Annotated in this window: 29 protein-coding genes; 15 read left to right on the top strand and 14 right to left on the bottom strand. The window is 43.7% G+C overall.

What is annotated here, in order from left to right; genetic code table 11:
• Positions 1-181: 181 nt before the first annotated feature.
• Positions 182-1,567 (top strand): MATE family efflux transporter, encoded by a 1,386-nt coding sequence (locus J5O05_RS04610; protein ID WP_208843795.1) that lies wholly within the window; start codon positions 182-184, stop codon positions 1,565-1,567.
• A gap of 71 nt (positions 1,568-1,638) precedes the next feature.
• Here the strand turns inward: J5O05_RS04610 and J5O05_RS04605 are convergent, their stop codons facing one another.
• From J5O05_RS04605 to J5O05_RS04595, 3 genes are read right to left on the bottom strand one after another with little or no spacing between them, the layout of a single operon-like run.
• The gene (locus J5O05_RS04605) at positions 1,639-2,112 is read right to left on the bottom strand and encodes a peroxiredoxin (protein WP_208843794.1); all 474 of its coding nucleotides are present in this window, start codon (positions 2,110-2,112) and stop codon (positions 1,639-1,641) included.
• A 10-nt stretch (positions 2,113-2,122) separates the two neighbouring features.
• Positions 2,123-3,007, bottom strand: a complete 885-nt coding sequence (locus tag J5O05_RS04600) for a sterol desaturase family protein (RefSeq protein ID WP_208843793.1) — start codon at positions 3,005-3,007, stop codon at positions 2,123-2,125.
• A complete protein-coding gene (locus J5O05_RS04595) occupies positions 2,997-3,434 on the bottom strand; it encodes an SRPBCC family protein (RefSeq protein ID WP_208843792.1) in 438 nt (145 codons plus the stop codon). Before J5O05_RS04595 ends, J5O05_RS04600 begins: the two co-directional genes overlap by 11 nt.
• Before the next feature lie 96 nt (positions 3,435-3,530).
• On the opposite strand from J5O05_RS04595, the gene J5O05_RS04590 reads away from it, so the two are divergent.
• The gene (locus J5O05_RS04590; protein WP_208843791.1) at positions 3,531-4,523 is read left to right on the top strand and encodes an AraC family transcriptional regulator; all 993 of its coding nucleotides are present in this window, start codon (positions 3,531-3,533) and stop codon (positions 4,521-4,523) included.
• A 33-nt stretch (positions 4,524-4,556) separates the two neighbouring features.
• On the opposite strand, the gene J5O05_RS04585 is transcribed toward J5O05_RS04590, so the two are convergent.
• Positions 4,557-4,691, bottom strand: coding sequence for a DUF2256 domain-containing protein (locus tag J5O05_RS04585; protein ID WP_208843790.1), 135 nt, complete (start codon positions 4,689-4,691; stop codon positions 4,557-4,559).
• A 54-nt stretch (positions 4,692-4,745) separates the two neighbouring features.
• On the opposite strand from J5O05_RS04585, the gene J5O05_RS04580 reads away from it, so the two are divergent.
• From J5O05_RS04580 to J5O05_RS04560, 5 genes are all read left to right on the top strand, one after another.
• Positions 4,746-4,997, top strand: coding sequence for a TIGR03643 family protein (locus tag J5O05_RS04580; protein ID WP_208843789.1), 252 nt, complete (start codon positions 4,746-4,748; stop codon positions 4,995-4,997).
• A gap of 257 nt (positions 4,998-5,254) precedes the next feature.
• The gene (locus J5O05_RS04575; RefSeq protein WP_208843788.1) at positions 5,255-5,983 is read left to right on the top strand and encodes a hypothetical protein; all 729 of its coding nucleotides are present in this window, start codon (positions 5,255-5,257) and stop codon (positions 5,981-5,983) included.
• A complete protein-coding gene (locus J5O05_RS04570; protein ID WP_208843787.1) occupies positions 5,980-6,675 on the top strand; it encodes a hypothetical protein in 696 nt (231 codons plus the stop codon). Before J5O05_RS04575 ends, J5O05_RS04570 begins: the two co-directional genes overlap by 4 nt.
• Before the next feature lie 268 nt (positions 6,676-6,943).
• Entirely contained in the window at positions 6,944-9,199 is a 2,256-nt protein-coding gene (locus J5O05_RS04565; protein ID WP_208843786.1) for a response regulator, read from the top strand.
• Between the two features lie 218 nt (positions 9,200-9,417).
• Positions 9,418-11,421 carry an alpha-amylase gene (locus J5O05_RS04560; RefSeq protein WP_208843785.1) on the top strand — a complete coding sequence of 668 codons (2,004 nt, stop codon included), beginning with the start codon at positions 9,418-9,420 and terminating at the stop codon, positions 11,419-11,421.
• Between the two features lie 32 nt (positions 11,422-11,453).
• Here J5O05_RS04560 and J5O05_RS04555 read toward each other — a convergent pair whose 3' ends face one another.
• Complete coding sequence (locus J5O05_RS04555) at positions 11,454-11,957, bottom strand: SixA phosphatase family protein (protein WP_208843784.1); 504 nt, start codon at positions 11,955-11,957, stop codon at positions 11,454-11,456.
• Between the two features lie 166 nt (positions 11,958-12,123).
• Between J5O05_RS04555 and J5O05_RS04550 the strand changes: the two genes are divergently transcribed.
• Complete coding sequence (locus J5O05_RS04550; protein WP_208843783.1) at positions 12,124-12,549, top strand: hypothetical protein; 426 nt, start codon at positions 12,124-12,126, stop codon at positions 12,547-12,549.
• 41 nt (positions 12,550-12,590) lie between these two features.
• Here the strand turns inward: J5O05_RS04550 and J5O05_RS04545 are convergent, their stop codons facing one another.
• A complete protein-coding gene (locus J5O05_RS04545; protein ID WP_208843782.1) occupies positions 12,591-13,442 on the bottom strand; it encodes an SDR family oxidoreductase in 852 nt (283 codons plus the stop codon).
• Between the two features lie 101 nt (positions 13,443-13,543).
• Between J5O05_RS04545 and J5O05_RS21645 the strand changes: the two genes are divergently transcribed.
• Together J5O05_RS21645 and J5O05_RS21640 are read left to right on the top strand one after the other, a co-directional pair.
• On the top strand, positions 13,544-14,089 hold the full coding sequence (locus J5O05_RS21645) for a LysR family transcriptional regulator (protein WP_244369791.1): 546 nt from the start codon (positions 13,544-13,546) through the stop codon (positions 14,087-14,089).
• Entirely contained in the window at positions 14,049-14,438 is a 390-nt protein-coding gene (locus J5O05_RS21640) for a LysR substrate-binding domain-containing protein (protein ID WP_244369789.1), read from the top strand. The genes J5O05_RS21645 and J5O05_RS21640 overlap by 41 nt, the downstream gene beginning before the upstream one ends.
• 2 nt (positions 14,439-14,440) lie before the next feature.
• Here J5O05_RS21640 and J5O05_RS04535 read toward each other — a convergent pair whose 3' ends face one another.
• From J5O05_RS04535 to J5O05_RS04525, 3 genes are all read right to left on the bottom strand, one after another.
• Positions 14,441-14,818, bottom strand: a complete 378-nt coding sequence (locus J5O05_RS04535; RefSeq protein WP_208843781.1) for an MAPEG family protein — start codon at positions 14,816-14,818, stop codon at positions 14,441-14,443.
• Between the two features lie 132 nt (positions 14,819-14,950).
• Positions 14,951-15,565: a response regulator gene (locus J5O05_RS04530; RefSeq protein WP_208843780.1), complete on the bottom strand. Its 615-nt coding sequence runs from the start codon at positions 15,563-15,565 to the stop codon at positions 14,951-14,953.
• Positions 15,562-16,698, bottom strand: a complete 1,137-nt coding sequence (locus J5O05_RS04525) for a sensor histidine kinase (RefSeq protein ID WP_208843779.1) — start codon at positions 16,696-16,698, stop codon at positions 15,562-15,564. Before J5O05_RS04525 ends, J5O05_RS04530 begins: the two co-directional genes overlap by 4 nt.
• A gap of 161 nt (positions 16,699-16,859) precedes the next feature.
• Between J5O05_RS04525 and J5O05_RS04520 the strand changes: the two genes are divergently transcribed.
• Positions 16,860-17,159, top strand: a complete 300-nt coding sequence (locus J5O05_RS04520) for a PH domain-containing protein (RefSeq protein ID WP_208843778.1) — start codon at positions 16,860-16,862, stop codon at positions 17,157-17,159.
• A gap of 114 nt (positions 17,160-17,273) precedes the next feature.
• Here the strand turns inward: J5O05_RS04520 and J5O05_RS04515 are convergent, their stop codons facing one another.
• The 5 genes from J5O05_RS04515 to J5O05_RS04505 all read right to left on the bottom strand — a co-directional run bounded on the left by J5O05_RS04515 (position 17,274) and on the right by J5O05_RS04505 (position 20,255).
• Positions 17,274-17,888 (bottom strand): flavin reductase family protein, encoded by a 615-nt coding sequence (locus tag J5O05_RS04515; protein ID WP_208843777.1) that lies wholly within the window; start codon positions 17,886-17,888, stop codon positions 17,274-17,276.
• A 128-nt stretch (positions 17,889-18,016) separates the two neighbouring features.
• Positions 18,017-18,748 (bottom strand): methyl-accepting chemotaxis protein, encoded by a 732-nt coding sequence (locus tag J5O05_RS21635; RefSeq protein WP_244369787.1) that lies wholly within the window; start codon positions 18,746-18,748, stop codon positions 18,017-18,019.
• Positions 18,720-19,217, bottom strand: coding sequence for a methyl-accepting chemotaxis protein (locus J5O05_RS22355; protein WP_280117674.1), 498 nt, complete (start codon positions 19,215-19,217; stop codon positions 18,720-18,722). The genes J5O05_RS21635 and J5O05_RS22355 overlap by 29 nt, the downstream gene beginning before the upstream one ends.
• Complete coding sequence (locus tag J5O05_RS21625; RefSeq protein WP_280117673.1) at positions 19,162-19,653, bottom strand: cache domain-containing protein; 492 nt, start codon at positions 19,651-19,653, stop codon at positions 19,162-19,164. Before J5O05_RS21625 ends, J5O05_RS22355 begins: the two co-directional genes overlap by 56 nt.
• Positions 19,654-19,874: 221 nt before the next feature.
• Complete coding sequence (locus J5O05_RS04505) at positions 19,875-20,255, bottom strand: hypothetical protein (RefSeq protein ID WP_208843776.1); 381 nt, start codon at positions 20,253-20,255, stop codon at positions 19,875-19,877.
• A 293-nt stretch (positions 20,256-20,548) separates the two neighbouring features.
• Here J5O05_RS04505 and J5O05_RS04500 point away from each other — a divergent pair, with 293 nt between their 5' ends.
• The 4 genes from J5O05_RS04500 to J5O05_RS04485 are packed head-to-tail and all read left to right on the top strand — an operon-like array spanning position 20,549 to position 24,990.
• Positions 20,549-21,442 (top strand): tetratricopeptide repeat protein, encoded by an 894-nt coding sequence (locus J5O05_RS04500; RefSeq protein WP_208843775.1) that lies wholly within the window; start codon positions 20,549-20,551, stop codon positions 21,440-21,442.
• 53 nt (positions 21,443-21,495) lie between these two features.
• Positions 21,496-22,446, top strand: a complete 951-nt coding sequence (locus tag J5O05_RS22350) for a reprolysin-like metallopeptidase (RefSeq protein WP_208843774.1) — start codon at positions 21,496-21,498, stop codon at positions 22,444-22,446.
• Positions 22,447-22,468: 22 nt separating this feature from the next.
• The gene (locus J5O05_RS21615; protein ID WP_482817160.1) at positions 22,469-24,607 is read left to right on the top strand and encodes a tandem-95 repeat protein; all 2,139 of its coding nucleotides are present in this window, start codon (positions 22,469-22,471) and stop codon (positions 24,605-24,607) included.
• A complete protein-coding gene (locus J5O05_RS04485) occupies positions 24,604-24,990 on the top strand; it encodes a hypothetical protein (protein ID WP_208843772.1) in 387 nt (128 codons plus the stop codon). Before J5O05_RS21615 ends, J5O05_RS04485 begins: the two co-directional genes overlap by 4 nt.
• Positions 24,991-25,067 lie beyond the last annotated feature (77 nt).

Genomic DNA, 25,067 nt, shown 5'->3' with positions numbered 1-25,067 from the left:
GTTTTCGTCGCGTTAAACTTTTTTACACTCTTTAAATAGGCAAAATTTCGTGACTCAGGTAGATTAGACAGTTGGTTTTTAGGATCTCGACATCCTAGTGGTAGCCTTTGTTTTAAACGTCATATACCCGTCGTATAGAGCCAAGGTTTCGTTGTTTGCGTCGTCTATTAAGGGATATTTAATGCAGGATTTAACTAAAGGCCCTATACAAAAACACATTGTTCACATGGCAGTCCCCATTGCAATGGGCATGCTCATTCAAACAATGTATTTTCTTATCGACTTGTTTTTTGTTGGTCAATTAGGCGAGGCTGCGCTTGCAGGCGTCAGTACAGCTGGAAACTTGTTCTTTTTTATCATGGCATTAACCCAAGTGTTTAATGTGGGTTGCGCAACGCTAGTCGCTCATGCCATGGGACGGAAAAACCGTGATGAAGCAGAGTCGATTTACAGCCATGGTATGTTTTATGGTCTGGCTGCCACGCTTTTAACACTCATTGTCGGGTATAACTTTGGCCATGCCTACATCAACACATTGGTGACTGACGAACTTACTAGACAAATGGCATTTAGCTACTTTAACTGGTTTTTGCCTTCACTTGCTTTGCAATTTGTGTTGACGGTGATTTCTGCTTCGATGCGGGGTTCTGGACTTGTTAAGCCTTTGATGGGTATCCAAATGTTAGCACTCATTTTAAATGCCGTGTTGTCTCCATTACTTATTACCGGTGCGGGTGGCATTTTACCTGAAATGGGCGTGAGCGGTGCGGCTTGCGCAAGCTCCATTTCAGCGATTTTTGCGTTAGTTCTGGTGATCAAATACCTCTACAAAAACCCCAATACGCTGACGTTGCATTTTGCCAAAATGACACCGAACTGGGAAATTTTTAAAGGTATTTTAAAAGTGGGTGTTCCTGCAGGAAGCGAATTTATGCTGACGTTTTTCTACATGGCGCTAATTTATTGGGCTTTGAGCCGTTTTGGCCCAGCGGAACAAGCAGGCTTTGGTTTAGGTACTCGAATTATGCAGTCACTGTTTTTACCCGTCATGGCAATTGCGTTTGCTGCACCGGCCATTGCAGGGCAAAACTATGCGGCCGGCAAAGTGAAGCGGGTGTACGCAACGTATAAGATTTCGATGGGTATGACCGTTGGAATGATGGCAATTATGGCGATACCTTGTATCTTTGTGCCTGAATGGTTTTTAGGTCCCTTTAGCAATGATCCTGAAGTAATTCTCGTGGCAGCAACGTTTTTAAGTTTTGTAGGTTTTAATTTTGTTCCAGCAGGGATGGTCTTTGCGGCTTCAGGCATGTTTCAAGCTTTTGGCAATACATTGCCTTCACTAGCTAGTACTTTTGTACGTGTTTCTACATTTTCGTGCTTGTTAGTGTATTTTGTGTCGCAAGATGATTTAGCGGTGACGACCATTTGGACGCTTTCAGTAGCGACCGTATTTTTGCAAGCGACGCTGAGCTTTTTCTTACTGCAACGCGCCCTGCGTAAGAAAATTTATGCTCGTGCGCATGCAAGAACCCCGATTTCTGAGGCTGTAGAGGCCAACTAATCCAATTTTGAGACGAACAAAGAAAGGCGCATTAAAGCGCCTTTCTTTATTTGAATCGTTTTGCCGTCGTATTACAGCGTATCCAGAATCACTTCTGCTTTACTGACTTCGAACGACTTAGGTGCTTCAACGTTAAGCGCTGTAACGACCCCATTCTCAACAATCATCGCATAGCGCTGTGAACGAACACCGCCAAATGCACCAGTATCCATTTCAAGGCCTAATGCTTTGGTGAAGCTACCATCGCCATCAGCAAGCATGGCGATCTCTTGTGCATTTTGAGCATCACCCCATGCTTTCATGACGAAGGCGTCATTCACTGAAACACAGGCGATCAGGTCAACACCTTTGGCTTTGATCTTGTCTGCAAGTGTCACGTAACCAGGTAAATGAGCTGCTGAGCACGTTGGTGTGAACGCACCTGGTACTGCAAACACAACTACTTTTTTGCCTGCAAACAACGTTGCTGTTTCGTGATTTACTACGCCATCGCTTGTCAATTCTGCAAGTACACCTTGTGGTAAAGCTTGTCCTTGTTCAATCATTTGTCTTTCCTCAATCATTGGTTTCTTCCCTACTATGAGGGCTTGTAAGAGTAAACTCAATGGAAGATGTTTCAGTTGAAGTGCTATCAAGCGTGGAAGGATAGCCAAACATTGCCTGAATCTTCGCTTTTAGCCCGTGTGCATGCCTAACCGACTTCAACATATGGCGGAGCTGAGCAAAATTAATTGCGATAAGGTTATCTCGAGGTGCAGGGCCTTTTATCCCATATTCGATAGTAATATTTGCATCTTCTTCAACATAGGTACCGAAAAGTTTGTCCCAGATGATAAGGACACCGGCGTAATTCTTATCTAGGTAGTGATCATTGCTTGCGTGGTGAATTCGGTGATGTGTCGGTGTATTAAACAGGTGTTCCAGCCAACCTAATTTTCCGATGTGCTTTGTGTGTACAAAGAACTGAAAGGCCAAATTAATTGCGACAATGGCAAACACCAGTTTAGGGTCAAATCCCAGTAATATCATTGGTAGCCAAAACAGCCACATGCCTAACACAGGATAAAGTAAACTTTGGCGAAAAGCCGTGGTGAAATTCATGCGAACGGAGCTGTGATGAACCACATGTGCGCACCACAACCAATGAATGTTGTGCGAAGCGCGATGAAACCAATAATACAAAAAATCTTGCAACAAAAAGCCTATCAGTAAAGATTCTGGAGAGAGTGGAATGTTAAACAGTGCAAACTGGGCGAGCCAGTAAAATAGCGGCATGAGAAGGATAAGCGCGATAGCGTCACTCGCTTGGTGCAAAAGGGCAAGCAGTGTATTTTGCATGGAATCTTTGAGTGCGTAATCGGTTGGATGGAAGTAATACTCAAGCGCAATGCACACTAGGAAAATTGGACTTAAGGCTAGTAATATTAATTCAACAGGCATGAAATACCTCCAGCTTTTTCAGAGCTTGCTTTAAATCTCGACGAATGATTAACGCCATGAGAAACGTGGGAAGAAATCGCGGAACTAGACCAATAATTTGGTAGCGTATTACGGTGTGCGCGTCGCATGGGTAAAATTCAATAACACCACGATGATCTTTCAATGGAAAATTGCCTTGTATGGCATATTCAATTTTATCGACAGAGGCATCTGTAATTTCTTCGATAAATTTAAATCCAAGCATCGAGACTAATCGTTGTGCGCCTTTTCCACCTTTAACGGCCCCCGCCATTGCTGGGCGAATTTCGGTGATGGACGCACCGAAAAAACGAGAAAGCTGATTATGGTCAAGCAACGTTGTGAGCAGATTAGTCGGCGTAGTTGGAATGATGTGGATTGAAGTGACGTCCACAAAACGATTTTTCATCAGACTTTTCTTTATAAGTTCCTATTTGAGACTAGCCTAACGAGGTTGTTTTCCGTTATCTTGCTGGATAACGCCAACTTTTTGTCCAATTGCGACATGAATTACTCAACGTCCTACGTTTATTTTGCCAGTGTCATTGCTTACCTTGAAAGCCAAGGTATTAGCGAACGTTTGCTACACAGCCACTTGTCCTTCTGGCCAGAAGGAGAGCATGATGTGCGTGTGCCGCTTGAGTCCTATGAAACTTTGCTGGAGGTGGGCGCAAGGCTTACCAAGGACACGTTATTTGGCTTCCATTTAGGGCAATCCATTCTTGCTGCAGACTACGGTGTGTTGGGTTACTTAGTCGAATCGAGTCGTGATTTAAAACAGGCGATAGAAGCTTTGCTGCGATACGATGCGTTGGTTGCGAATATCGGCCGTGCTGAATTTACAGAACAGCAGCAAGCGAAAATCAGTTGGCAGCCTTTTAGTAAATCAAATTCGCATGTGGTTTTACGCAATATGACGGCATGGGTCGCAGTGACGCGGCAGGTGCTAAAATCAACATTGTCTCCGCTTGAAGTTCGTTTTGCTTTTGACATTCCTGCTACGAATTTACCTGAACTTGCAGCGTGGTTTGGATGTGCTATTCAGGTAAACCAGTCAGAAAATGCCATTGTTTTTGACAGACACCTGTTGGACATTCCATTTCTGAGTAAAAATGAAATGATGCATCGTACCTTTTTACATTTGTCTGATGATGCGCTTGCGATGTTTGCAAAAACGTCGGGAGTAAAACGGCAAGTGACCATGTTACTTGAAGCCAAATCCGATTTATTTAATGTGAACCAAGTCAGAGTCGCCGCCGCGCTTAACTTGTCTTGCCGTCACCTTCAACGTCGACTTAAAGAAGAAAATACCTGTTTTAGTATCCTACTCGATGAAGAGCGAAAACGACGATTAGCCCCACTGCTTGGTGTTATGCCACTTGCATTGATTGCTGAGAAACTCGGGTTTGCGGAGCAGAGTTCGTTTAATAAAGCGTTTAAGAAATGGTATGGCACATCGCCCAACGAATACCTAAAGGCCAAACTCAAGCGTCACTAGATAGGTGGCGAGACAGTACTAGAAGGAATGATCTTACTTCTGGCTTCGACATCGTTTGGAGCAAAAAAGTACCCGGTCCCAGTCTTTTGCCCATTTTTTTCGCCATAAAAAAGGACGTTGGCAGACGGGGCAAATTTTACTCGGTAAATGAAGTTTTTTATGGGTCATTGATCTTATCCGAGGTCACTTCGTAATGATTGTCTAAATTTTTGAGATTGCGTAATGAATTATACTGATGCGGATCTATCACGGATCATTGAAATGGCATGGGAAGATAGAACACCTTTTGAAGCAATAGAGTTACAATTTGGTATTTCATCCACCCAACTTGTAAAGTTGATGCGAAGTTCGATGAGTGAAGGCTGTTTTAAAGTATGGCGACAACGGCACGCTGGTCGAAAAACAAAGCACCAACAACTTCGGTCTCCGCATGTCCAGCGGGGTTATTGTAAAACTCAGTACAAACATCGATAAGCCAATTTAAAGAATATCCAAATTAACGGTACAAAAAATGTCTTCATCGATTGTTCCGCACAAAATTTCATGTCGAGAAATTTTCACCTGTACGTAAAAGCCCCATGATGTGCATTTTTCAATCAACGATGTGTTTATACTTTATTCGAAATTTACATAAGGTAAAAAGCTGAATTTGTGACGATTATGTTACATCTCAGTAAGGCATCCCTCTGAGCGAAAGAAAAACAGTGACCACTAAATTCAAGGATGGATATATGTGTAAAACCTTAATGAACTTCAATAAAAGCACGTTAGCGGCGCTTTTACCCAATAAGACGCAAGACATACATTGCGTTGAGTTATTTGGGCAGCATGGAATAGCGTTACAGGAATCGATCTTAAACCAAATTGCCGTGTTTAAAGGAGCTGTAGAAACAAACGAATATGTCCTTGAGGGACCTGTGGAGATTCATGTTATTCAAGGAGAGGTTACGCTTAAACTCGTAAAGCTGTTGAATGTTGATGCGCAGCATATCGGGCAAATCGAAGTACAGAAGATGCCTTCTGCATTTACCCTTACGGCGAAAGACCGTGTTTCAATTGAGGGGAGTTACGCAATAAACCTTCTCGCTTCAACAGACGCTATTTGGTTTGTTAACTTGGGTAAATCGACTGAACAGGCGTATCGTATTCGAATTACCGCCAACGACCTCGCAATTCATTCTATCGAATATCGTTATCAACGGCATGAGCGTCTGTTGAATTTCGTTAATCTACTAAAGTTATCCGGTTGCAAGTCCAGTTTGAACGCGCTAATTCAGCTCTCACGTTCGTCATTGTTTGAACTTGCATGGCAGGCCATTGAAGGCATTAACTCGCGCTCGCCGGAGCGAGCGTTGATGCTATTGAAACAGTATCAGCTATTCCATGCGAATGCTCATGTCTCACATAAAGCGATTGAACACGTGTGTTCTAACCTTGCACTTGTGGGAGAAACATTATGACTGTGATTTATCGTCCCGTTGTACATCAACCTCTGGAACTTAAGACGTTTATAGAGGAAACCAAACGCGTAATGCAATGTGGTTTGTCAACGGCAAAACAAGATAGGCTTTTAGCCCCGTTACTGTTTCGCCTAAGTAAGAACAAGCATTTTTTGATTGATAACGTGGTAAGAGAAATTCAGGCATTTGGTGAGCTGCCAGACATTGGAGCGATAGGGCACGCGAGTGTTTTTGCTTTATTTGAGCATGATGAGCTTGGGTTTAAGTTACAAGCACGTTTTCTAGGCAAGCGCAGGCTAGAGAATCGTTCTTCAACGTGTAACGTAATTAAAGGTCAAACGACTAAACATCGAACATTGCAAGTGCATTATGTTGGACGACCAAGTCTGTTCACATGTTACTCATTTTCTGAAACTCACCCGTTGGTCGAAGGTGCTTTTGTGCGGATAGTTAAACAAAGTGAGTGCATCGCAAATGACATGCAGGTTTATGTCTTTGAACCTGCTCACGACATCATTAGTTACCCAGACCTTGCCGACTTTTCCGTGGTGCTTGAATTAGTGCTGACTAATGAAGTTTTTGATGAGTACGAGTTTGATGTGACCACAGGCGAAGTACTAAGGCATAGCTCGTCGAATGAAAATAAAACGGTGAAATTAGTTCAGGAAATCAAAGCCGCTCTATTAGTCTAAGCAGAGCAAGGTTTTCCCAAAAACTCGGGAGCGAATTAGCAATAGCTATACCGCTCCTTTAGCTGACAATTGCAATCTAAGCAGGCTTCCTTTACAGCGCTAAGTTGCTGTCCTACCTTAATTACTAGATTAATTAAATCTTTGCGATGGCAAAAAGGGCGTTGAATGACGAAAGGGTGATTGTGTTTAGGCGCAGTCCTTTTGCATCTTCAATGTGCAAGCCAAAGACAAGGGATGAGTTTACCATAACGAAAAAAGCCGAAGCGACATGATAGAGTTATCAACGCAAACTATTTTGATTATGAGTGCCATCAGCATAATAACGTCGGCTATCGCTTTGACGTTCCTTTGGATGGCAAACCGCGATATAAAAGCAACGGCTTATTGGGCGATTGCGCCATGGCTTCTCTTTGTTAACTTCTCCTTTTTTGCATTGCAAAATGTATTACCTGATTTTATGCGCTTTGTACTCTCTAATTGGTGCGGTCAGCTATCATTCTTGTTGATTTTATTGGGGATATATCAAGCGCTTTGCAACCGAATACCGGTTGAGTTCGTGGCCGCTTACTTCAGTATTTTTGCCATGCTGCAACTCAATTTTACCTACATTTACCCAAGCTACGAAGGGCGACTTCTGCTTGGTATGAGCTGTTTATTGATCACAGGTATTTGGATTTTATATTGCCTTTTTAGGTATCGGCGAAAAGCCACTAATAAGAGTGCGTTCTTGGTCGGCGTGGGTATCATTGTGCTCATCATTGCAGCGGTAATTCGTGGGTTGTCAGCTGTTCAGCCCGGAAATATGGGGGCGCTGCAAGATCAAAGCTTCGTGATGCATTGGTTTATGATTTCAGTCATGATAAGTCAGCAATTTTTTAATTTTGGCTTAGCAATCATGGTCGGTGCGCCGCGACTTGAGCGAAATCAACAGACTCAACAAGCGCTTGTCACTGCTAATCAAAGTTTGGCTGAGGCGAAACTGAAAGCAGAAGAGGGGTCTAAATTAAAATCCGAGTTCTTGGCGAATATGAGTCACGAAATTCGCACGCCGATGAACGGTGTCATTGGCATGCTGAGTTTATTAGAAAAGGAAAAGCTCTCAGAGCAGCAAGCAAACTACGTTAATATTGCGCGCTCAAGTGCACAAAGTTTACTCACGCTAATTAATGACATCCTCGATTTTTCGAAAATTGAAGCGGATAAGCTAGAGCTTGAAAGAATCAGTTTTTCTTTACCTGCGTTGGTTTCCGAGCTTGTAACGGCTTTCTCATACAAGGTGGACCCGCATAATGTCGAGTTGGTGCTTGATACGGCTGAAATGAAACACCTGCAATTGATGGGGGACCCGATACGGTTTAGACAAATCTTGAGTAACCTACTCAGCAATGCCATCAAGTTTACCAAGGAAGGAGAAATTATTGTTTCCTTACGAACAGAGAGAACTGGAACAGGTATTGAGCTGAGCGGATTTGTAAAAGATACGGGGATAGGTGTATCTAAAGAGGAGCAATCGCGACTTTTTGCCTCCTTTACGCAAATTGATGCGACGACAACGCGGAAGTATGGTGGTACGGGATTGGGTTTAGCCATCGTCAAGAAATTGTGCGAGCTAATGGGCGGTGACATTAGTGTGAGTAGTGAACGCGGGAACGGGAGTCAGTTTTCTTTTCACGTATTATTCGAAGAAAATAACTTAGAGCATGATGCTGCAATTTATCCGCAAAAGGAAAAGGCAATTTTACTCGTCGAAAGCAACGCCTCGGCAAATCAATGTATGTCACAAATGCTAGAGATGTGTGGATGTAAAGTTGATTCTGCGGCGACGTTATCAAATGCACTTAGTCGTATAGAGCAAAACCAATATGATGTCGTGATGTTATCTCGACGAGTAGAACAAAAGCATACTGATGATTGGATAAAGACGATACAGCGTTATCAAAAGGCCGATGTGATCATGCTCGGGAGCATTGCAGACAGTGAAGACAAACAAGCGTTTTTGTCTCTTGGTTACGTTGACTATCTACAAAAACCGTTGACGCCTTCCAATTTAAAGCAACTACAAAAGCATTGTGATGAATTTCACAATCAAGCAGAGCAACCAACAGAACATCAAGAATCTCAATTGTTTACGGGTCAGCACGTGCTTTTGGTTGAAGACAATAAAGTGAATCAGATTGTCGCCACGAAAATGCTCGATAGAATGGGTTTATCAGTCAGTATCGCAAGCAATGGCGCTGAAGCGTTAATGCTTCTTGTGCAACACGACGACGTGCAAAACCCCATTTCACTGATTTTAATGGACTGTCAAATGCCAGAAATGGATGGTTTTGAAACTACGTCACGCATTCGCAAAGGTGAAGGCGGCGAGGAGTTAAAACGAATTCCCATTATCGCTTTAACCGCCAACGCCATGAAAGGAGATGAAGAAGCGTGTTTAGAAGCGGGCATGAATGGTTACATTGCTAAACCCATCCAAGAAGAAGCCTTAACCAAATCACTGAGTGACTTTTTGAGATCATATTGAATGGCAGTCTGATGTATCACTGATTTTCGGTAAAATGAAATCGCCTGAATAGACATTGTCTAAATCAACCAGATGTCTCGTTTTAACTGGTTTTCGCACATTTCATCATCGCGTGTTTCTGCTTTGCATACGTATTCAATGTGATGTTTAAAAATTAATCTCTATATTGTTATTGGTTTGTAAATATAAACTTTATAACAACAAATAGAGAACACATTATGACAACAACAGCATTGAAGACATTCAAGATCGGGGTCTTATTTGGCCTCGGCACATTATGCCAAAGTAGCGCTATCGCAGCGCCAACCACGTTTGTCCACTTATTCGAATGGTCATGGCAAGATGTTGCAAAAGAATGTGAAACCTATCTTGGGCCAAGAGGGTACGCAGCGGTTCAAGTTTCACCACCAAATGAACATGTAACAGGTGATCAATGGTGGACGCGTTATCAACCTGTAAGTTATGCGCTGACTAGCCGAGGCGGCAGCCGCGCTGAATTTGTCGATATGGTTGCTCGGTGTAAGGCGGCCGGGGTAAATATTTACGTTGATGCGGTGATTAACCATATGGCTGCGGGCAGCGGTCAAGGCGTTGCTGGTACATCGTTTACTCTCAAACAGTTTCCAATTTACAACACGTGGGATTTTCACGATACGTGCGCAATAAACAACGAGGATTACGGTAATAATCCTTGGCGAGTGCAAAACTGTGAACTGGTGAGCTTGCCTGATTTGAATACGGGATCGTCTTACGTGCAAGGTAAACTGGCAGGTTATTTGAACGACCTAATATCAGTTGGGGTCGCTGGATTTAGACTGGATGCCAGCAAACATATGGCTGCGTCTGACATTGCGAGTGTACTGAGTCAAGTGAATGGTGCCCCTCTCGTTTTTCAGGAAGTGATTGATCAAGGTGGCGAGGCTGTTTCGGCGAGCGAGTACTTTGGAAATGGTTTGGTGACCGAATTTAAGTATACGACTAAATTAGGCGAAACCTTCAAGTCAGGTAAGCTTGCTTGGTTGAGTAACTTTGGTGAAGCGTGGGGGATGATGCCAAGCTACAAAGCGGTGGTATTCGTGGACAATCACGACAATCAACGAGGACATGGCGGTGCGGGTAACGTGGTTACCTATCAAGACGGCGCTCTCTATGATTTAGCAAATGTGTTTATGTTGGCGTATCCGTATGGATATCCAAAAGTGATGTCGAGTTTTGACTACCATCACGACACGGATGCAGGTGGGCCGACTTACCCTGTGCACGATGGAGCAAATTTAAATTGTTTCGGCGATGGTTGGCAGTGTGAACACCGTCATCAAAAAATATCGGGTGCCGTTGATTTTAGAAACAACACAAATGACGTGTGGCAAATTTCGAACTGGTGGGACAATGGCAATAACCAAATCGCGTTTTCTCGCGGAGCAAGCGGATTTGTTGCCATCAACCGAGAAAACGGCACGATGCAACAAACCTTGCAAACAGGCCTAAGTGTAGGTCGCTATTGTGATGTTCTTTCAGGGCAAATATCCGCGGACAAGTCATCGTGCTCAGGGCAAACCATCGACGTCGACGCAAACGGGTTTGCGCTTGTCAATGTTCCTGCAATGAATGCTGTCGCTATCCACAAAGGCGCTAAACTTGAAGGCTCATCGTCTGCGAATTGGAAGCGCACCGTCGTCTTTATCAAAGCACAAACTCAGTCAGGTCAAGATATGTTTGTTCGTGGTGGGATTGACTATGCTTATGCGGCATCGCAAGGGAAGAACTGCAATTCGAATGCTCTGTTGTGTGCTCTGCCGATCCGACACAACAATTTACTCAACACCACCACTCAAAACTGGAAACAAGGTGATAATTATTTAGATTGGCAAGGCCTTGAAGCGACTCAAGGCGCTGGCGCTGAGGGAAGTGCATTGGACTGGACCACCAATATTTGGCCAAGCGCCTGGGGAACAAAACGCACGGTGTCAGTCGACGGATATGGCGAAACACCGCTCAATCAGTGGGGCGATCATTACTGGATGTTAGATGTTGATATGGATTGCGCCAACACTGTCAATGGCTGGTTTGAAGTGAAAGCGTTTGTGAAAAATGGCCAAGGTTGGGAAGGCGATATTCAGCAAGCGGGAGCACCGTATCAATCGAAGAATCATTTTGCGCAATGTGGCAGGGTGAATGTCTTTGAGTTTGGCCAAAACCAAACCCTCATTCAAGACTTTTAATTCTCCCAGAAGAGGGCGAAAGCCCTCTTTTTTTACATTAATTTGGGTGGCACAAAGGCATTAAGTTTTGCGTTTGTTGGCGACTCCAATGTGAAGATAGCAAGCGAGCCTTTCTTTACGTTGTACACAGACGTTTTACTACTAAGTAAATACCCGAGGTAACGTGAGATATTCGGTTCATGACTCACAATTAATGTGACGTCGGGTAATTCGTCAAAGGACTGCGTGAGCCAATCTGTAAACTTTTTCATCGGGGCTGCAAGTCCCAGAGCCTCTTCAACAACCAATTCTATGTCACTCGACTTATCCAGTTTTCTGGCTTGTTTTACAAGGTGTTCTGCGGTTTGTAACGCACGAACATAATGGCTGGATACAATTTTGTTTGGCACAAGTTCAAGTTTGTCTAAAAAACGCATTGCTTTTTTGGCTTGCTTTGTACCCGTTGCAGTCAGATGTCGGTCAATGTCGAGTAATTCATCGCGAAGCGCTTCAGCGCGAGCATGGCGCATAATGATCACGGTTTTTGAACTAGTCATGGAATTCCTTTTTGATTGGTAAACGTCTATGCATCTTAGCTTATGCACTAATTCTCACGAAGCCAATAACAAGTTGAAAAATTCGCATATTCTTCAACTCGATTAGCAAAGCAACGGCGGGATCAATATGTTAGGTTTCTAATTACCAAGTTAGAAGGAAATTAAAATGAATGCAAAATCGGTCGCTACCATTGTGTTGTGCAGTCTGCCTTTCGTCTCTTTGGCATCAGAGTCTACGTGTTCAAACGAAAGTCTAGAGGGTAGTTGGACGCTCAACTACGCCAAGTATACAAACAGTGCAGGTGTTGTCGTCGGTGAAATTAAAGACAAATCAACGTTAAGTCGAAAATCGCTGGTGGATGGCACCGTACATTTTATTACGTGGACGCCAAACGGTGAGGTGAAAGTAGCGGCAAGCGGACATTATTCATCAGCGAATGGGCGTTACATTGAAACGGTTGACATCAGTACGTACGAGGGAATATTGGGAAAAACGTTCGATTTTGGTTGTCGTTTGGAAAATGGTGTGTGGATCCATGAAGGCTTAGAAAACGACCTCACCATATTGGAAAAATGGACGAAAACGAAATAAGAAACAGGTGCGAAGCTAATGCCTCGCACTTGACAATCATCTTAGTTAAAGCGTGCTTTTAATACAGTTGCCAAAGCCGTCGTTGGTCTGCCGAGTAGTTTTGACAATGTTTTTGAATTGTCTTCTAACCAGCCTTGGGTAATTCGGTATTCAGAATCCGCAAGCATTGCCGCAAACCCTTCAGGTAAACCGACTTGAGTAAGAAATGAAGCAAAGTCAGATTGACCGATGAAACGAGGGGCTAACGGTTTTCCGGTGACTGCGCTTGCCTGCTCTGCAAGTTGTTCAAGAGTAAATCCAACGTCTCCCGCAAGTTCATAGGTTTTATTTTCGTGACCGGTTTGAGTTAACACATTTGCCGCGGCTTCAGCGTAATCTTGACGCGTTGCGGCACTAATCACACCTTCGTTCGCTGCACCCGTTAATACACCGTATTCCAATGACGCGGCTAAGTTGTCCGTGTAGTTTTCGATGTACCAACCATTGCGCAAGATTGTGGTAGCAAGACCGCTTTCTGCCAGCAATTTTTCTGTTTCTTTGTGCTCTTCGGACAATAACATCGGTGACGTGTCCGCTTTTAACAAACTGGTGTAGACGAGCTGTTTTACGCCGACGGATTTTGCTGCATCAATTACATTTTTATGTTGTGCAGTGCGACGACCAATCGCATTGCTCGAAATAAGTAAGACTTTTTCAACGCCTTCCAATGCCTTTACATAGGAGGCCGTATCGTCGTAATCGGCTTCACGAATGGTGACACCAAGCGCGTCAAGTTCCGCTGCTTGTGCTTTGTTGCGTACAAGCGCAACGATTTCCGAAGCGTTGATTTTGCTCGTTAATGATTTGACGACAAGTTGTCCAAGTTGGCCGTTTGCACCTGTTATTGCAATCATGGTTTTCTCCAAATTTGATAGGGAATAAATTCAATGAGGTAAGTTTGCAATAAAAACGCTGTCACCATAAGATGGCTAAAAATGAATGGAGTGTTCGGAAAATGATTACAATCAACGCTAATACACTTAAGTTGTTGAATGTCTTTGTGCAAGTCATAAACGCGGGAAGTTTTGCTGGTGCTGCACGTAAAATGACAACAAGTCGCTCTCGAGTGAGTGAGCAAGTTAGCACGCTCGAACTGCAGCTGAATGTACGACTATTGCATCGAAATACGCGTTCGCTGCAACTGACAATGGAAGGCGAGAAGCTTTATGAAAAGGCGAAGCAGCTCGAACTGATACTGCAAGAAATCGAACAGGATCTCGTTGCAGAAGAACCAAGTGGCGTAGTGCGCCTGACGATGAACCAAGACGTCGCTGAGCAATTTATCATTCCTTTACTACCTAAGTTTGTTGAACAATTCCCTAAAGTGACGCTGGATTTTGTGCTGGATGACAAACCGCTTAATTTGGTGGAGCAACAAATTGACTTGGCCATTCGGGTTGGCATTCCAAAAGACAGCAGTTTAATTGCAAGGCCGCTTCACCAAGATAGTTTTGGTCTGTTTGCGAGTTCCCGCGTTTATTGCACAACACGGACTGCCTAACACAATTGACCACATTTCTGCACTGCCATGGATTTGTTTAACTCAGCTGGCTTCCAATAATGGTTTGGAGTTTTATGAAGATGAAACGTTACACATCGTAAAGCCGACACACTTTCATCAGTGCGATTCACCTCGTCACGTACAAATTATGGCTGCAATGGGTTTAGGTATTGCGGTGTTATTGCCAAGCATGATCAAAGATGAACTTCAAACGGGTCAGCTTATTCCACTATTTCCATCGTTTCGAGGCAAGCCGCTTGTGTTTTCATTAGTGTATCCATCTCGAAAACAGTTACCTCAACGAACACAAGCGGTAATCGATTTTATTTTGCAAGAATGCAAATTCTAGTGTTACAGGGCATTTGCAAGGAGCAGCCCTGACGACGTCAGAATAACGCTAAACGTCAGAGCCATGCCAATTTGACGCAAAATGAGGGGTTCAGGTTGGCGCGAAATGCTCAGTGCGTGAAGCGAGCGCCCGATGAAAAGCGCAAGGCCAAGGCCATGGGCCAGTAAAAGCGATTGATAGGCGGTTTCAACTAAATAAATAAGCAATAAAGTAAACGGGACGTACTCTGCAAAATTACCATGCGCACGGATAGCGCGTTGAATGTCGATATTGTTGTTGTCACCGAGTGCAACATGTAGTTTTTTACGCCTAAAAATAACGCGAAAACTCAAAAACACATAGAGAAACCCGAGTAGCGCTGCGTAGATATAAACGACCATTTATTTTCCTTATAAACTTAAATACGATGTAAAAATCAGCTCCAGCTTAAAGCGGATTTTTTACCGATTTATTTTCCCTGAACAGTTTTGCCGAGCAAAGAATTGGCCCCAGATTACGGGAAAGTGTGGGTATTATACAAGCGATTCGTTTATGGCTTTAATGACGGCTTGCGTTCTATCGGCGACGTCTAGTTTTGCCAGAATGGTTGAGACGTGATTGCGAATTGTGCCTTCTGAGTTATTTAGGGTCTGCGCAATGACTCGGTTAGACATGCCTAAAGACAGACATTTGAGGACTTCTAACTCTTTTTCAGTAAGTGTGGATGGCGTTGCATGACTGGAGGTTAATAAATATCGTGTCAGTGCAGGTTGCAATACCTGTTGCCCATTACACACGGCTTTGATGGCACTCAGAAGATGCTCTAATTCGGCATTTTTCAAGATGTAACCCATCGCACCCAGCGCGATGGCTTCGACTAACACATCACAGTCTTCAAATGTAGTAATGATAAGAACTGGCGTGTGGTTCTGTTGTTCCTGCATTGCTTTTAAAACATCAAGGCCACCCATTTTCGGCATACGCATATCAAGTAAAATGATGTCGAAATGCTCAACAGATAACTGCTTCATACATTCTATGCCGTCTTCTGCGGTTGCTTTTACGCAAAGGTCTTTATCGAGTTCTAATAGATTTTTGAGGCCAAGTCGCACCAAGTTTTGGTCTTCAACAAGTAAGCACGAGATCATATTAAACGACCTCCTGAGTTGAACGATTGAACGGGATCTTGAGACTCACTGATCAGTGCATTGTTCAACAGACGCTGCGTAAATTCGCCGCCGAGCATAGCAACACGTTCGTTCATGCCTTTTAGGCCATTGCCAAGCTTAGGTAACACGGATTCGCGAGCGTTGTGCATTGCAGTGACCACGATGGGAGCGTCTTTTTCGGTTTCATCTCTTGAGATAACGAAGTCAATAGCAGAAGCATTGGTGTGTTTTAACGTATTGCTGATCATTTCCTGACAAAAGCGAATGACACATAACCCAATTTGTTGTGGAAGCGGTTCCAAATTGGGTGAAATCTCAAGCGTACATTTTAAGGTCGGTGTAGCGCGAAATAAGTCCGTTAGTGAGGTTTTAAGTAGGCCAAAATCGTTACGCTGTGCAGAAACAATATGCCTAACTTCTGCGAGGATTTCTTGGCTTAGCGCGTGGCACTGACTTACGGTTTCCGTCATCTCTTGGGGCGCTTGGCGTTTTAGAAAATCGAGATTAATCGAGAGCGCTGTTAATTTGTGGCCGAGTGAATCATGCAGCTCGCGAGATAGGGCTAAGCGTTCTTGCTCTGCACTCATCGCCTTCATCATATTTTGCGTCGCTTTGAGTTCTTTGTAGTTTTGTCTAGATTGGTAATGCATGTTGAGACTTTCAACAAAACGGCGGCTAAGAATGCCATTAAAAATCGCAAAAATACCCCAAATTGCAAGCGCTATCCAAGGTATCGTTTCATGCTTGTAAAACAGCAAAACACCACAGTATGTCGCGAGTAGCGCAAGGATACATCCAAACAAGGTAGTGGGTTTGAAATGCGCGCTAAATAAGGAGGAAAACATTGCCATATGAATAAGAACGAGGCTTGTGTTCGTAAGCGGAAAGAGGCAAGCAATTAAAGCAAAATAACCACTCGCGTAGCGTGCGACATTGTCGTTTGGCGTCCGAATAATCGCCAATAACAAGAAAAGAATAAGCAAGTGAACCGGCAATTGAAGAAATAGAGTCAATGTGGACGGAGTATAAAACACGCAAGCGATAGTCACAGCGAGCCACGAAGCAACAGTCGAAAGGCGCCAATCTGCAGTATGTTTGATGGTATTTTGCATCGAGAGATGATTATTGTTCTTATTGATTATACCATTATGACAAACTGTACCTATGTCGAACAGTGCTAAATGTCATAGTGAATCGTGCAATATGACACTGTTACGAGAACGGAAAACACCGTAAGGTATATGGGATTTTACCGCTTTTAAGGGAATGTCGTATGACGCAAAATGTACTTTTTTCATCTCCAGCTTCCATTCAAATGGGGGCTGCGAAAGCAGATGGTAAGCTTTCATTAACTGACTCACAGTTGCATTTCGAACCTTCAAATAAAATGCTGCCACTTGGCCCTTATCATTTTGAGCGCAGTGATATAACACACATTGAGAAATGCACAGGTAAAGGCGCTGGCTTTATTCCAATCACAACAGACGCGTTTCGCGTGACGATTCACGACAGCAAACGAATTGAGTTTATTGTTGCGGATGTTGATGAATGGATTTCATTATTAGCCGAGTAAGTGTGACTCAAAATGAGTGACTCATATCTCTAAAAGGTGAAAGAACAGATTCTGATAGATTAAGATTGGCAAGCGTGGGAATGTAGTGACTCACATTCCCCATGGAGGAAAAGGTTAATCAGGCCTCGCAATTGCGAAAGGCGCGGTTATCCCAGCGTAATCTCCAGCGCCGAGTCGTGCGAGAGGGGATACCTTATCTGCGTGGATTTTAAGGCGATCTTTAGCATCTAACTCAACGACTTGGTCATCCAAATACAGCGTTTTTATTTCGACGAATACCAGAGTTTGAGGTACATCACCTAATTCTTTTGTTTCATAGAGCTCGCAACCATACGCTATCGTGCATTGCTTAACTCGTGGCAAGGGGAAGCCGTTGAAATCCACTACGTCGATATTATTGAGCGAGACTTCAGATTCGCCATGGTCGAGTGTAGCCGCAGTATTGGTGACCAGATTGGCATCGTGACTTGAAGCAATATGTATTACACAACGCTTGTTCTCAAGGAGGTTTCTAACCGTATCTTTGACTTCACCATTTGGTTTTTTACCCACAGAAAACATCAATAACGGCGGCGCGCTCGATACCGCGGTAAAGTAAGAAAAAGGCGCAAGATTATAGTTTTTATGACCTGAATCCGTCAGAACCCAAGCAATGGGTCTTGGAATGATGGTTTGCGTCATTAAATGATATATTTGAAGCGGGTTAAAGGATGAAAAATTCAGTTCCATGAGCTGCCTGTTGTAAATGCCATATACGAATTTTATGTTGCCACAGTTACCGCTTAGGTAAAAGTCGCCTTCTCGAAAGATTTAGCGACTTGGTCTCGTTATTCTGTATATGGACAGCCGTTTTGCTGTTAGGCTACTTTGAACTGATTCACCATTGTGTTTAGTTCACACGACATTTCACTTAGTTGATGGCTGGAGGCTTGTGTGTGCTTAGCGCCCGTTTCGGTTTGTTCAGCAACGCTTGAAATCCCCAGCATACCTTGTACCACATCGGAAACCGCCGAACTTTGTGATTCAGACGCTTCGGCAATTAAACGATTGATCGCGCTAATTTCAGTGACTGAAGCATCAATGGCTGAGAGCGCATCGTTACATTGCTGGCTCAACGAGATGCTAAGTTCGGTGGCTGTCTTGCAGGTCATCATGTCATTTACGGTGGCTTCAACACCTTTTTGTATTTCGGAAATAATCGTTTGAATGTCGAGTGTTGACTGTTGAGTGCGCATTGCAAGGGTTCGGACTTCATCGGCAACAACGGCAAAGCCTCGGCCTTGTTCACCCGCTCGAGCAGCTTCAATTGCAGCGTTAAGTGCTAAGAGGTTCGTTTGCTCGGTAATCTTGTTGATTACTTCCAAAACTATCTCAATTTGGCTTGACGACTGTTGTAAATGACTCGCCGCTATCGTGGCAGAGTCGACACGGTTTGAAATTTGCTCAATACTTTCAACAGTTTGAATGAGACTCTGCAATCCAGATTCGGTCAGCTCGGTCGTGTGGTTGACTTTGTTAAGTGCCACTTGAGTTTGATGGAAAACCTGAGCAGCTGATTGCTCAATTTGCCCAATTTGTTGGGTGGCCATGTCGGTATCCGCGTTTTGCTGCGCAATACCTTGCTGAATTTGGTTCGTTACACAAGCGAGTCTCTTCTGCAGAGGATGCTAATGCACAGGTGTTATCATTAATGCTGTTTACGACTTCTCTAAAGTCAGCGGTCATTTCGTTGAACGCTTGAGCCATCGTTGCAAGCTCGTCATTGCCTTGATTTTTTAGGGTAATGGTTAAGTCTTTATTTTGCGCAATGTCGGTCATCGTGCGTGTCATTTTATTCAAAGGCTTTATGATGTTTCTAGCCACAAGCGATGATAGTGTTAGCAGTATGGCGACGTAGGCAATTGTTTCAATAAGCAACTGAACAAGCGTATCTCGGTATTGTTTTTCAACGTCAGTTAGATAGATTCCTGTGCCGATGATCCAGTCAAAGAAACGCAACTGTTTAACAAATGAAAGTTTTTCTTCTTGATCGGACGAGTTCCGGTTTGGGCCATTCATAGCTCACAAACCCTTCTCTGTGGCGTTTAGCCGTCTCAACAAAAAGCGTAAATGCTTTAGAAATAAAAGGCTTGCTATGATAAACCATGGACAGCCCGTTTAATTCTGGTTTAATCGGGTGAGCGACCATGTCGCCGCTATTTGAAAATAGGAAAAAATAGCCCGATGGTTCATATCGTGAATTGTTGATCAATTCAATGGCAGCTCGTTTTTTCGATTGCTCATCAAGAGAATCGTTAACGGCAATTGAATTCAACTGAGATTCAAGCGTTTGAATGAGCGTAACGGCTTTGTTTTGTCGTTCTGCTATCATAGTCGATTTTAATTTGCTGGCTGACAACCATTGCAAAGTGATGATAATGACACTGGCTAATACAATAATGAGCCTCAGTTTCGCTGCCACTTTAAGTTTACTCAGCAAATAATTGATTTTCATAATGAATACCTCTCTCGAATCGATTATGACAGCGTTGTCTTTGGTGCGCAGTGTACGGATTTTGAGCTTAAAATAAAGGTTGGTTGGAATCGTTCAAGGTACGTCGTGGCGGCGCAAGATGGTAGATAGTTGATATTGCTTCTTATTTGTTTTGCTATTGTTTTGTAAAAATAAGTAAATGTGTAGCCTTTTGTGTGGATTTGTTAATTTGTTTTACATAGTTATTGGCTGTTCAGCCATTCAATAGCAGGAGCTTCACAGGTAAAATTTTTGATTTTCAAATTGTGTTTTTCCGCAAATAATTCAATAAGATCGTTCTTGAATTCATTTTGGTTAATGATGCGTGCAATTGAAATGTCTAAATGCTGTTGTTCAATATGGTAGAGAATATCTATCATCTTTTCACTGGAATAATCTAGCGTTAATTCTTCAACATTTATCAATAATTTGGTTAGGTTGTTCTCTTTGGCTATAAGCGTCAGCACATCAAACATTTGCTTCACTTCCTCTGCCTTGCCGTGGCCTGTTGCTTTGGCACGTAGCAATAAACTTTCTTTCTCAAACTCCGTTGTATAGAAGAAGGGGCGTTCCCTATGTGGCATCGAGTTGCTCTCTTATAAAAAACCATCTTAAGAAAATATAGCATGACCAAAGAGAAACGGATTGAAGGATTTGTATAATCTTTACGCTTGTTCACAAAACTTCGTGAAGTTAGATTGCTGGCCCCATTTTATTTGGATAGGATTTGGGTAAGCCTAACTTGTTTTCTATGTATGTGAATTACTTAGCTCTCGTATGTTTGTCATTTTATTTTGCAGCTTTAGCCGTTTGTGCTGGGAGCTCGTCTGACTTTGCGCAGATGAAACAAACATTAACACATACCCCAGAGGCTTTTATGGAACGGTGGGATACCGTGCAGAAGCGAACTCCCTCGAAGGGGGCCTATTTAGAGCATATTTTTGTTCTGCGCGCGGCAGTTGAAACAAAAGATGTTGCGCTCTTTAACGATGTCGCACTTCGCTTAACAAGCGCAGAGTACGCCGTTTACTTTCGAGGTAGTGAACACAAACTATTGAACAACTGGGCAATTTTACTCAGGCATCAGAATGCGTTTGAGCAATCGCGAAGGGCATATGAATGTGCAAAGGACATCGCTTTCGCAAATGAAGATACGGAGCAAGTCGTCAAAATTGCGTTGAATTTACATTCGATTTTGCTCAAACAAGGAAAGTTGGATGAAGCCAAAGAAGTGCTGAGAGAAGTGGAAATCCTGTCTAAAGAAACCGCCTATTCAACGCGGTTGAGCCATAAGTTAGGCATGTATTACCAAGCAGAAAAAGATTATGAAAGGGCTTCAGAATTTTACCAGCAGGCGTTTGTTCGATTTTCATTAGCGCATGACTTTGAACGCGCTGCTATTTCGGGGTTGAACTTACTGCATGTTCAACTAGTACAACGAAACCGGGTCGGTTTCTGGCGATATGCTCAGTCGGTGAAAGAAATTATTCAACAAGTGCCAAGAAATAATTCTCAGTATCTACTACATTTCAGCGTAATGCAGAAGATTGTGGAAGTAATGGCGTTTGAGTTTTCAAAGGAAAGAGCGAATTTACCTGAGCACTGGCAAGAAATGATGTTTAAGTACGGCTTGAACGAAGAAGTAGAACTTTATCGAGCCATGATTGGCTTGACGTCGGGTTATGTTCAGCAAACTAGCAATACCAAACGCCAAGTCAGGAATGAGGTGTTACCAACACCGTCTTGGTACTTAAATTATTGCCAACAATGAAAGTGTTTTGCTCGAATTCAGCATTTAAATTAGTTAAATAGGGAAGGAATTAGATGAAAAAGTTGACCATATTCGGTTGTGCACTGGCGGGTAGCATGATGGCACTTGCACCTTCATGTGTACTTGCGCAGCCTAATTTTTGGCTAGAAAGTGCAAAGTTAAAAACCGCTTCGACGGTGGCGACAGACAATTTGATGGTACACAATGCGTATTCGATTAATGCGAATATGGTGGAGTTGAGCCAATTTTTGTTGAATTCATCTAAAACTGAATTTCATGTGTTGTTGCCCATGCCAGACGGACAACTTGCTCGTTTTAAACTCACGGACTCACCGGTTTACGCGAGTGAACTGCAGAAGAAATACCCTGAATTCAGAACGTTTGAAGGCGTTCAGGAAGACAATCCGTTAAACCGAGGTCGTTTTGACATCACTCCTCAGGGCTTTCACGGCATGTTTTTGTATAACGGCCAGCGCGCGTTTATTGACCCCGTTAAGCAAAGTAACCGTGCGGCACACATAAGTTACTTTAAGGCGAATGCAGTACCTTCTGATTCGATTAAAGATAAGGTATTACGTGTTACGCGTGAGCAATCATCAAAGCCGATGCAAAATACCAAGCTTGCTGGAGGAATTAAAACCTATCGAGTGGCCATTGCAGCAGCAGGCGAATACACCGCGTTTCATGGTGGCACTAAGGCATTAGCACTTGCTTCAATGGTAACAGCGCTAAACCGCATTAATGAAGTGTACAAGGTGGATTTAGGTGTTCAACTTGAGCTTGTCGCGAACAATGATGCCATCATCTTTACAGATGCCGCGACCGATCCTTACAACAATACAGATGACGATTTAGATGCCAACCAAGCCGTTGTAAATGACGCTATTGGTGTCAGTAATTACGATATTGGTCATGTGTTTAATACCGGAGGTGGCGGTGTTGCATACTTAGGTGTCGTTTGTGATGACAACTACAAATGGGGTGGCATGACGAGAACCGAGTAGCCCAACGAACGATCCATTTGTTATCGATTACGTAGCCCACGAGATGGGTCACCAATTTGGTGGTGCCCATAGCTTCAATGGTACGAATGGCGCATGTGGTAACCGTTCCAATGACGATGCCTATGAGCCTGGAAGTGGTTCAACTATCATGGCTTATGCGGGGATTTGTGGTGAAGAGAATTTGCAAAGTAATTCAGATGCTTTTTTCCACTCACACTCAGTCGAGCAGATGCGTGACTACATAACCACTTCAGCTGCCTGTGGTACGCTAACGCCGAGTACAAACGTAGCGCCTACAGTGAATGCGGGAAGTGATTACACCATTCCGGCGAATACGGCGTTTAAACTCACCGGCACTGCATCTGACACAGATGGAGATGCACTTCGTTATTCTTGGGAGCAATTTGACCTAGGAACATCGTCATCAAGTGCGGCGACAATGGTGGATGACGGGTCTCGACCAATCTTTAGAGCTTGGATGCCTACAACCGAGCCAGTTCGCGAGTTTCCGCGTTTAAGTGACGTACTCGCAAGTAAAACGACCATTGGTGAGTCATATCCTACGACGTCAAGAACGATGAATTTTAAACTTATCGCCAGAGACGAGAAAGGCAATGTCGGCTCAGATTTGATGAAAGTCACCACCGTGACGACAGCTCAGCGTTTTGAAGTCACTGCACCTTTAAAGAATGCTGTTTGGTCTGAAAATGATACGCCGACCATAACTTGGAATGTTGCAGGGACAACGGCTTCACCTATTTCATGCAGTAATGTGGATTTGGTCTTAGCGGCTGATGGAGAAACGTTTTCTACTGTCCTAAGAAGCAATACGCCTAACGACGGCAGCGAAACGGTCAATGTTCCCTCTTTGCAGAGCGCAAATGCCCGATTAATGGTGCGTTGTTCGGATAACATCTTCTTCGCGGTGAACGAGGGTGCATTTACCATCTCAGGCAAACCGAATGTCATTGCGCCGCAAATAGTCGGACAAAAATCAATCGTTGGAAATGAAGACAACTTAACAGCAATCAATTTGTCTGATTTAGTGGTTAACGATGCGGATAGCGAATTTCCTGCGGCGTTTTCACTCAGTGTTTTGAGTGGCACTAACTACACGGTCACTGGAACGAGTATTTTGCCAGCGGCTGATTTTAATGGCGTCCTTTCGGTGCCTGTTACTGTGAACGACGGTAAGTTTGACAGTAACCAATACACATTAACGGTTACCATCAATGCGGTAAATGATGCGCCGAAAATCGTCAGTGGTGCCGGCTTGGTTGTGGAAGAAGATACAAGCTTTGCCGTCTCTAGCCAAAACTTTATCATTACAGACGTTGATAGTGCACTAACTGACTTGTCGATTAACGTACTGGCTGGCACAAATTATAGTGTGAGCAATAATACCGTGACCCCAAAAGCTGATTTTGCGGGTAGTTTAAGTGTCAATGTGGTCGCTACCGATAACATTACACAAAGTGATGTTTACCAGCTTAATGTCGACGTTACGCCAGTAAATGATGCACCTCGTGTGGTGGGTCAAAATGCATTGAGCGTGGCGGAAGACACCGCTTTCTCGCTCTCATTATCTGAGATACAAGTTGTAGACCCGGACAGTGCCTCATCACAAATTACAGTAGCGGTTCGGGAAGGGAACAACTACACGTTCAATGGCAATACAATTCAGCCTGCGGTGAATTTTAATGGTGATTTGACCGTAAATGTCGTCGTGTCGGATGGAGTAATTGAAAGCAGCTTGTATCCGATTAGTGTGTCGGTGACGCCTGTAAATGATGCACCAGTCGCGAACAGCGATTCTTTTAGCGTTGTGCAAGGTTCCGCTGCTGTGGATCTTAACGTGGTAAGCAACGACACGGATGTAGATGGAGACACGCTAAGCATCACCAGCCTTGCCTACAATGGTGTGGGTACGGTGGTCACGACAGAAAGCGGTGTACGTTATACGCCGAGTGCGAATTTTACTGGAACCGAAACCATCAATTATACCATCAGCGATGGGAATGGCGCGCAGGCGAGCGCTACGGCAACCATTACAGTGACCGCCAAAAGTAGCTCAAGTTCCAGCAGCGGTGGCGGCAGCTTAGGATTTGGTGCTGCCTTACTCGGATTACTTGCGCTGCGTAGAGGAAGGAAAGCACGATGAAGCGTATATGTTTGATGATGGTAGGTTTAGCGTTCATTCTAAGTGGTTGTAACAAGTCTGAACAGGCTGCAGAGACGCCGATGAAAGAATCTATTCCGGCCCCCTTCACTTGGCTGATGAATGCGGACGCTTTAGCGGATGTAAACGCGCGCAGTGAACAACAAGATTATCGACTCATTGCATTGGCTAATCGTGGCACGACCGTGATTGGTGTTGATGATCCGGCACAGCAGCAGCGATTGAAAACGGCATGCGGCATTCGCCATGTAGAAGGGCTTGGCGATACCTTAGATAAACGTCTCGATCCTAAATGGCGGAAACAGGCACTCGATTACGCTAAAGCGTTCAACCAAGCGATGATAGCAAAGTGTGAAAGCAAATAACGCTAAATAAATTCAACGAGATAAAAGGGGACCTGAAGTATTTAGGTTCCCTTTTTATTGGCTGTAAATTTCTATTA

The organism is Pseudoalteromonas xiamenensis (assembly GCF_017638925.1).
GTDB lineage: Bacteria > Pseudomonadota > Gammaproteobacteria > Enterobacterales > Alteromonadaceae > Pseudoalteromonas > Pseudoalteromonas xiamenensis.
Note: the sequence above shows the minus strand (reverse complement) of the source record. Positions and strands in the feature narration are given on the sequence as shown.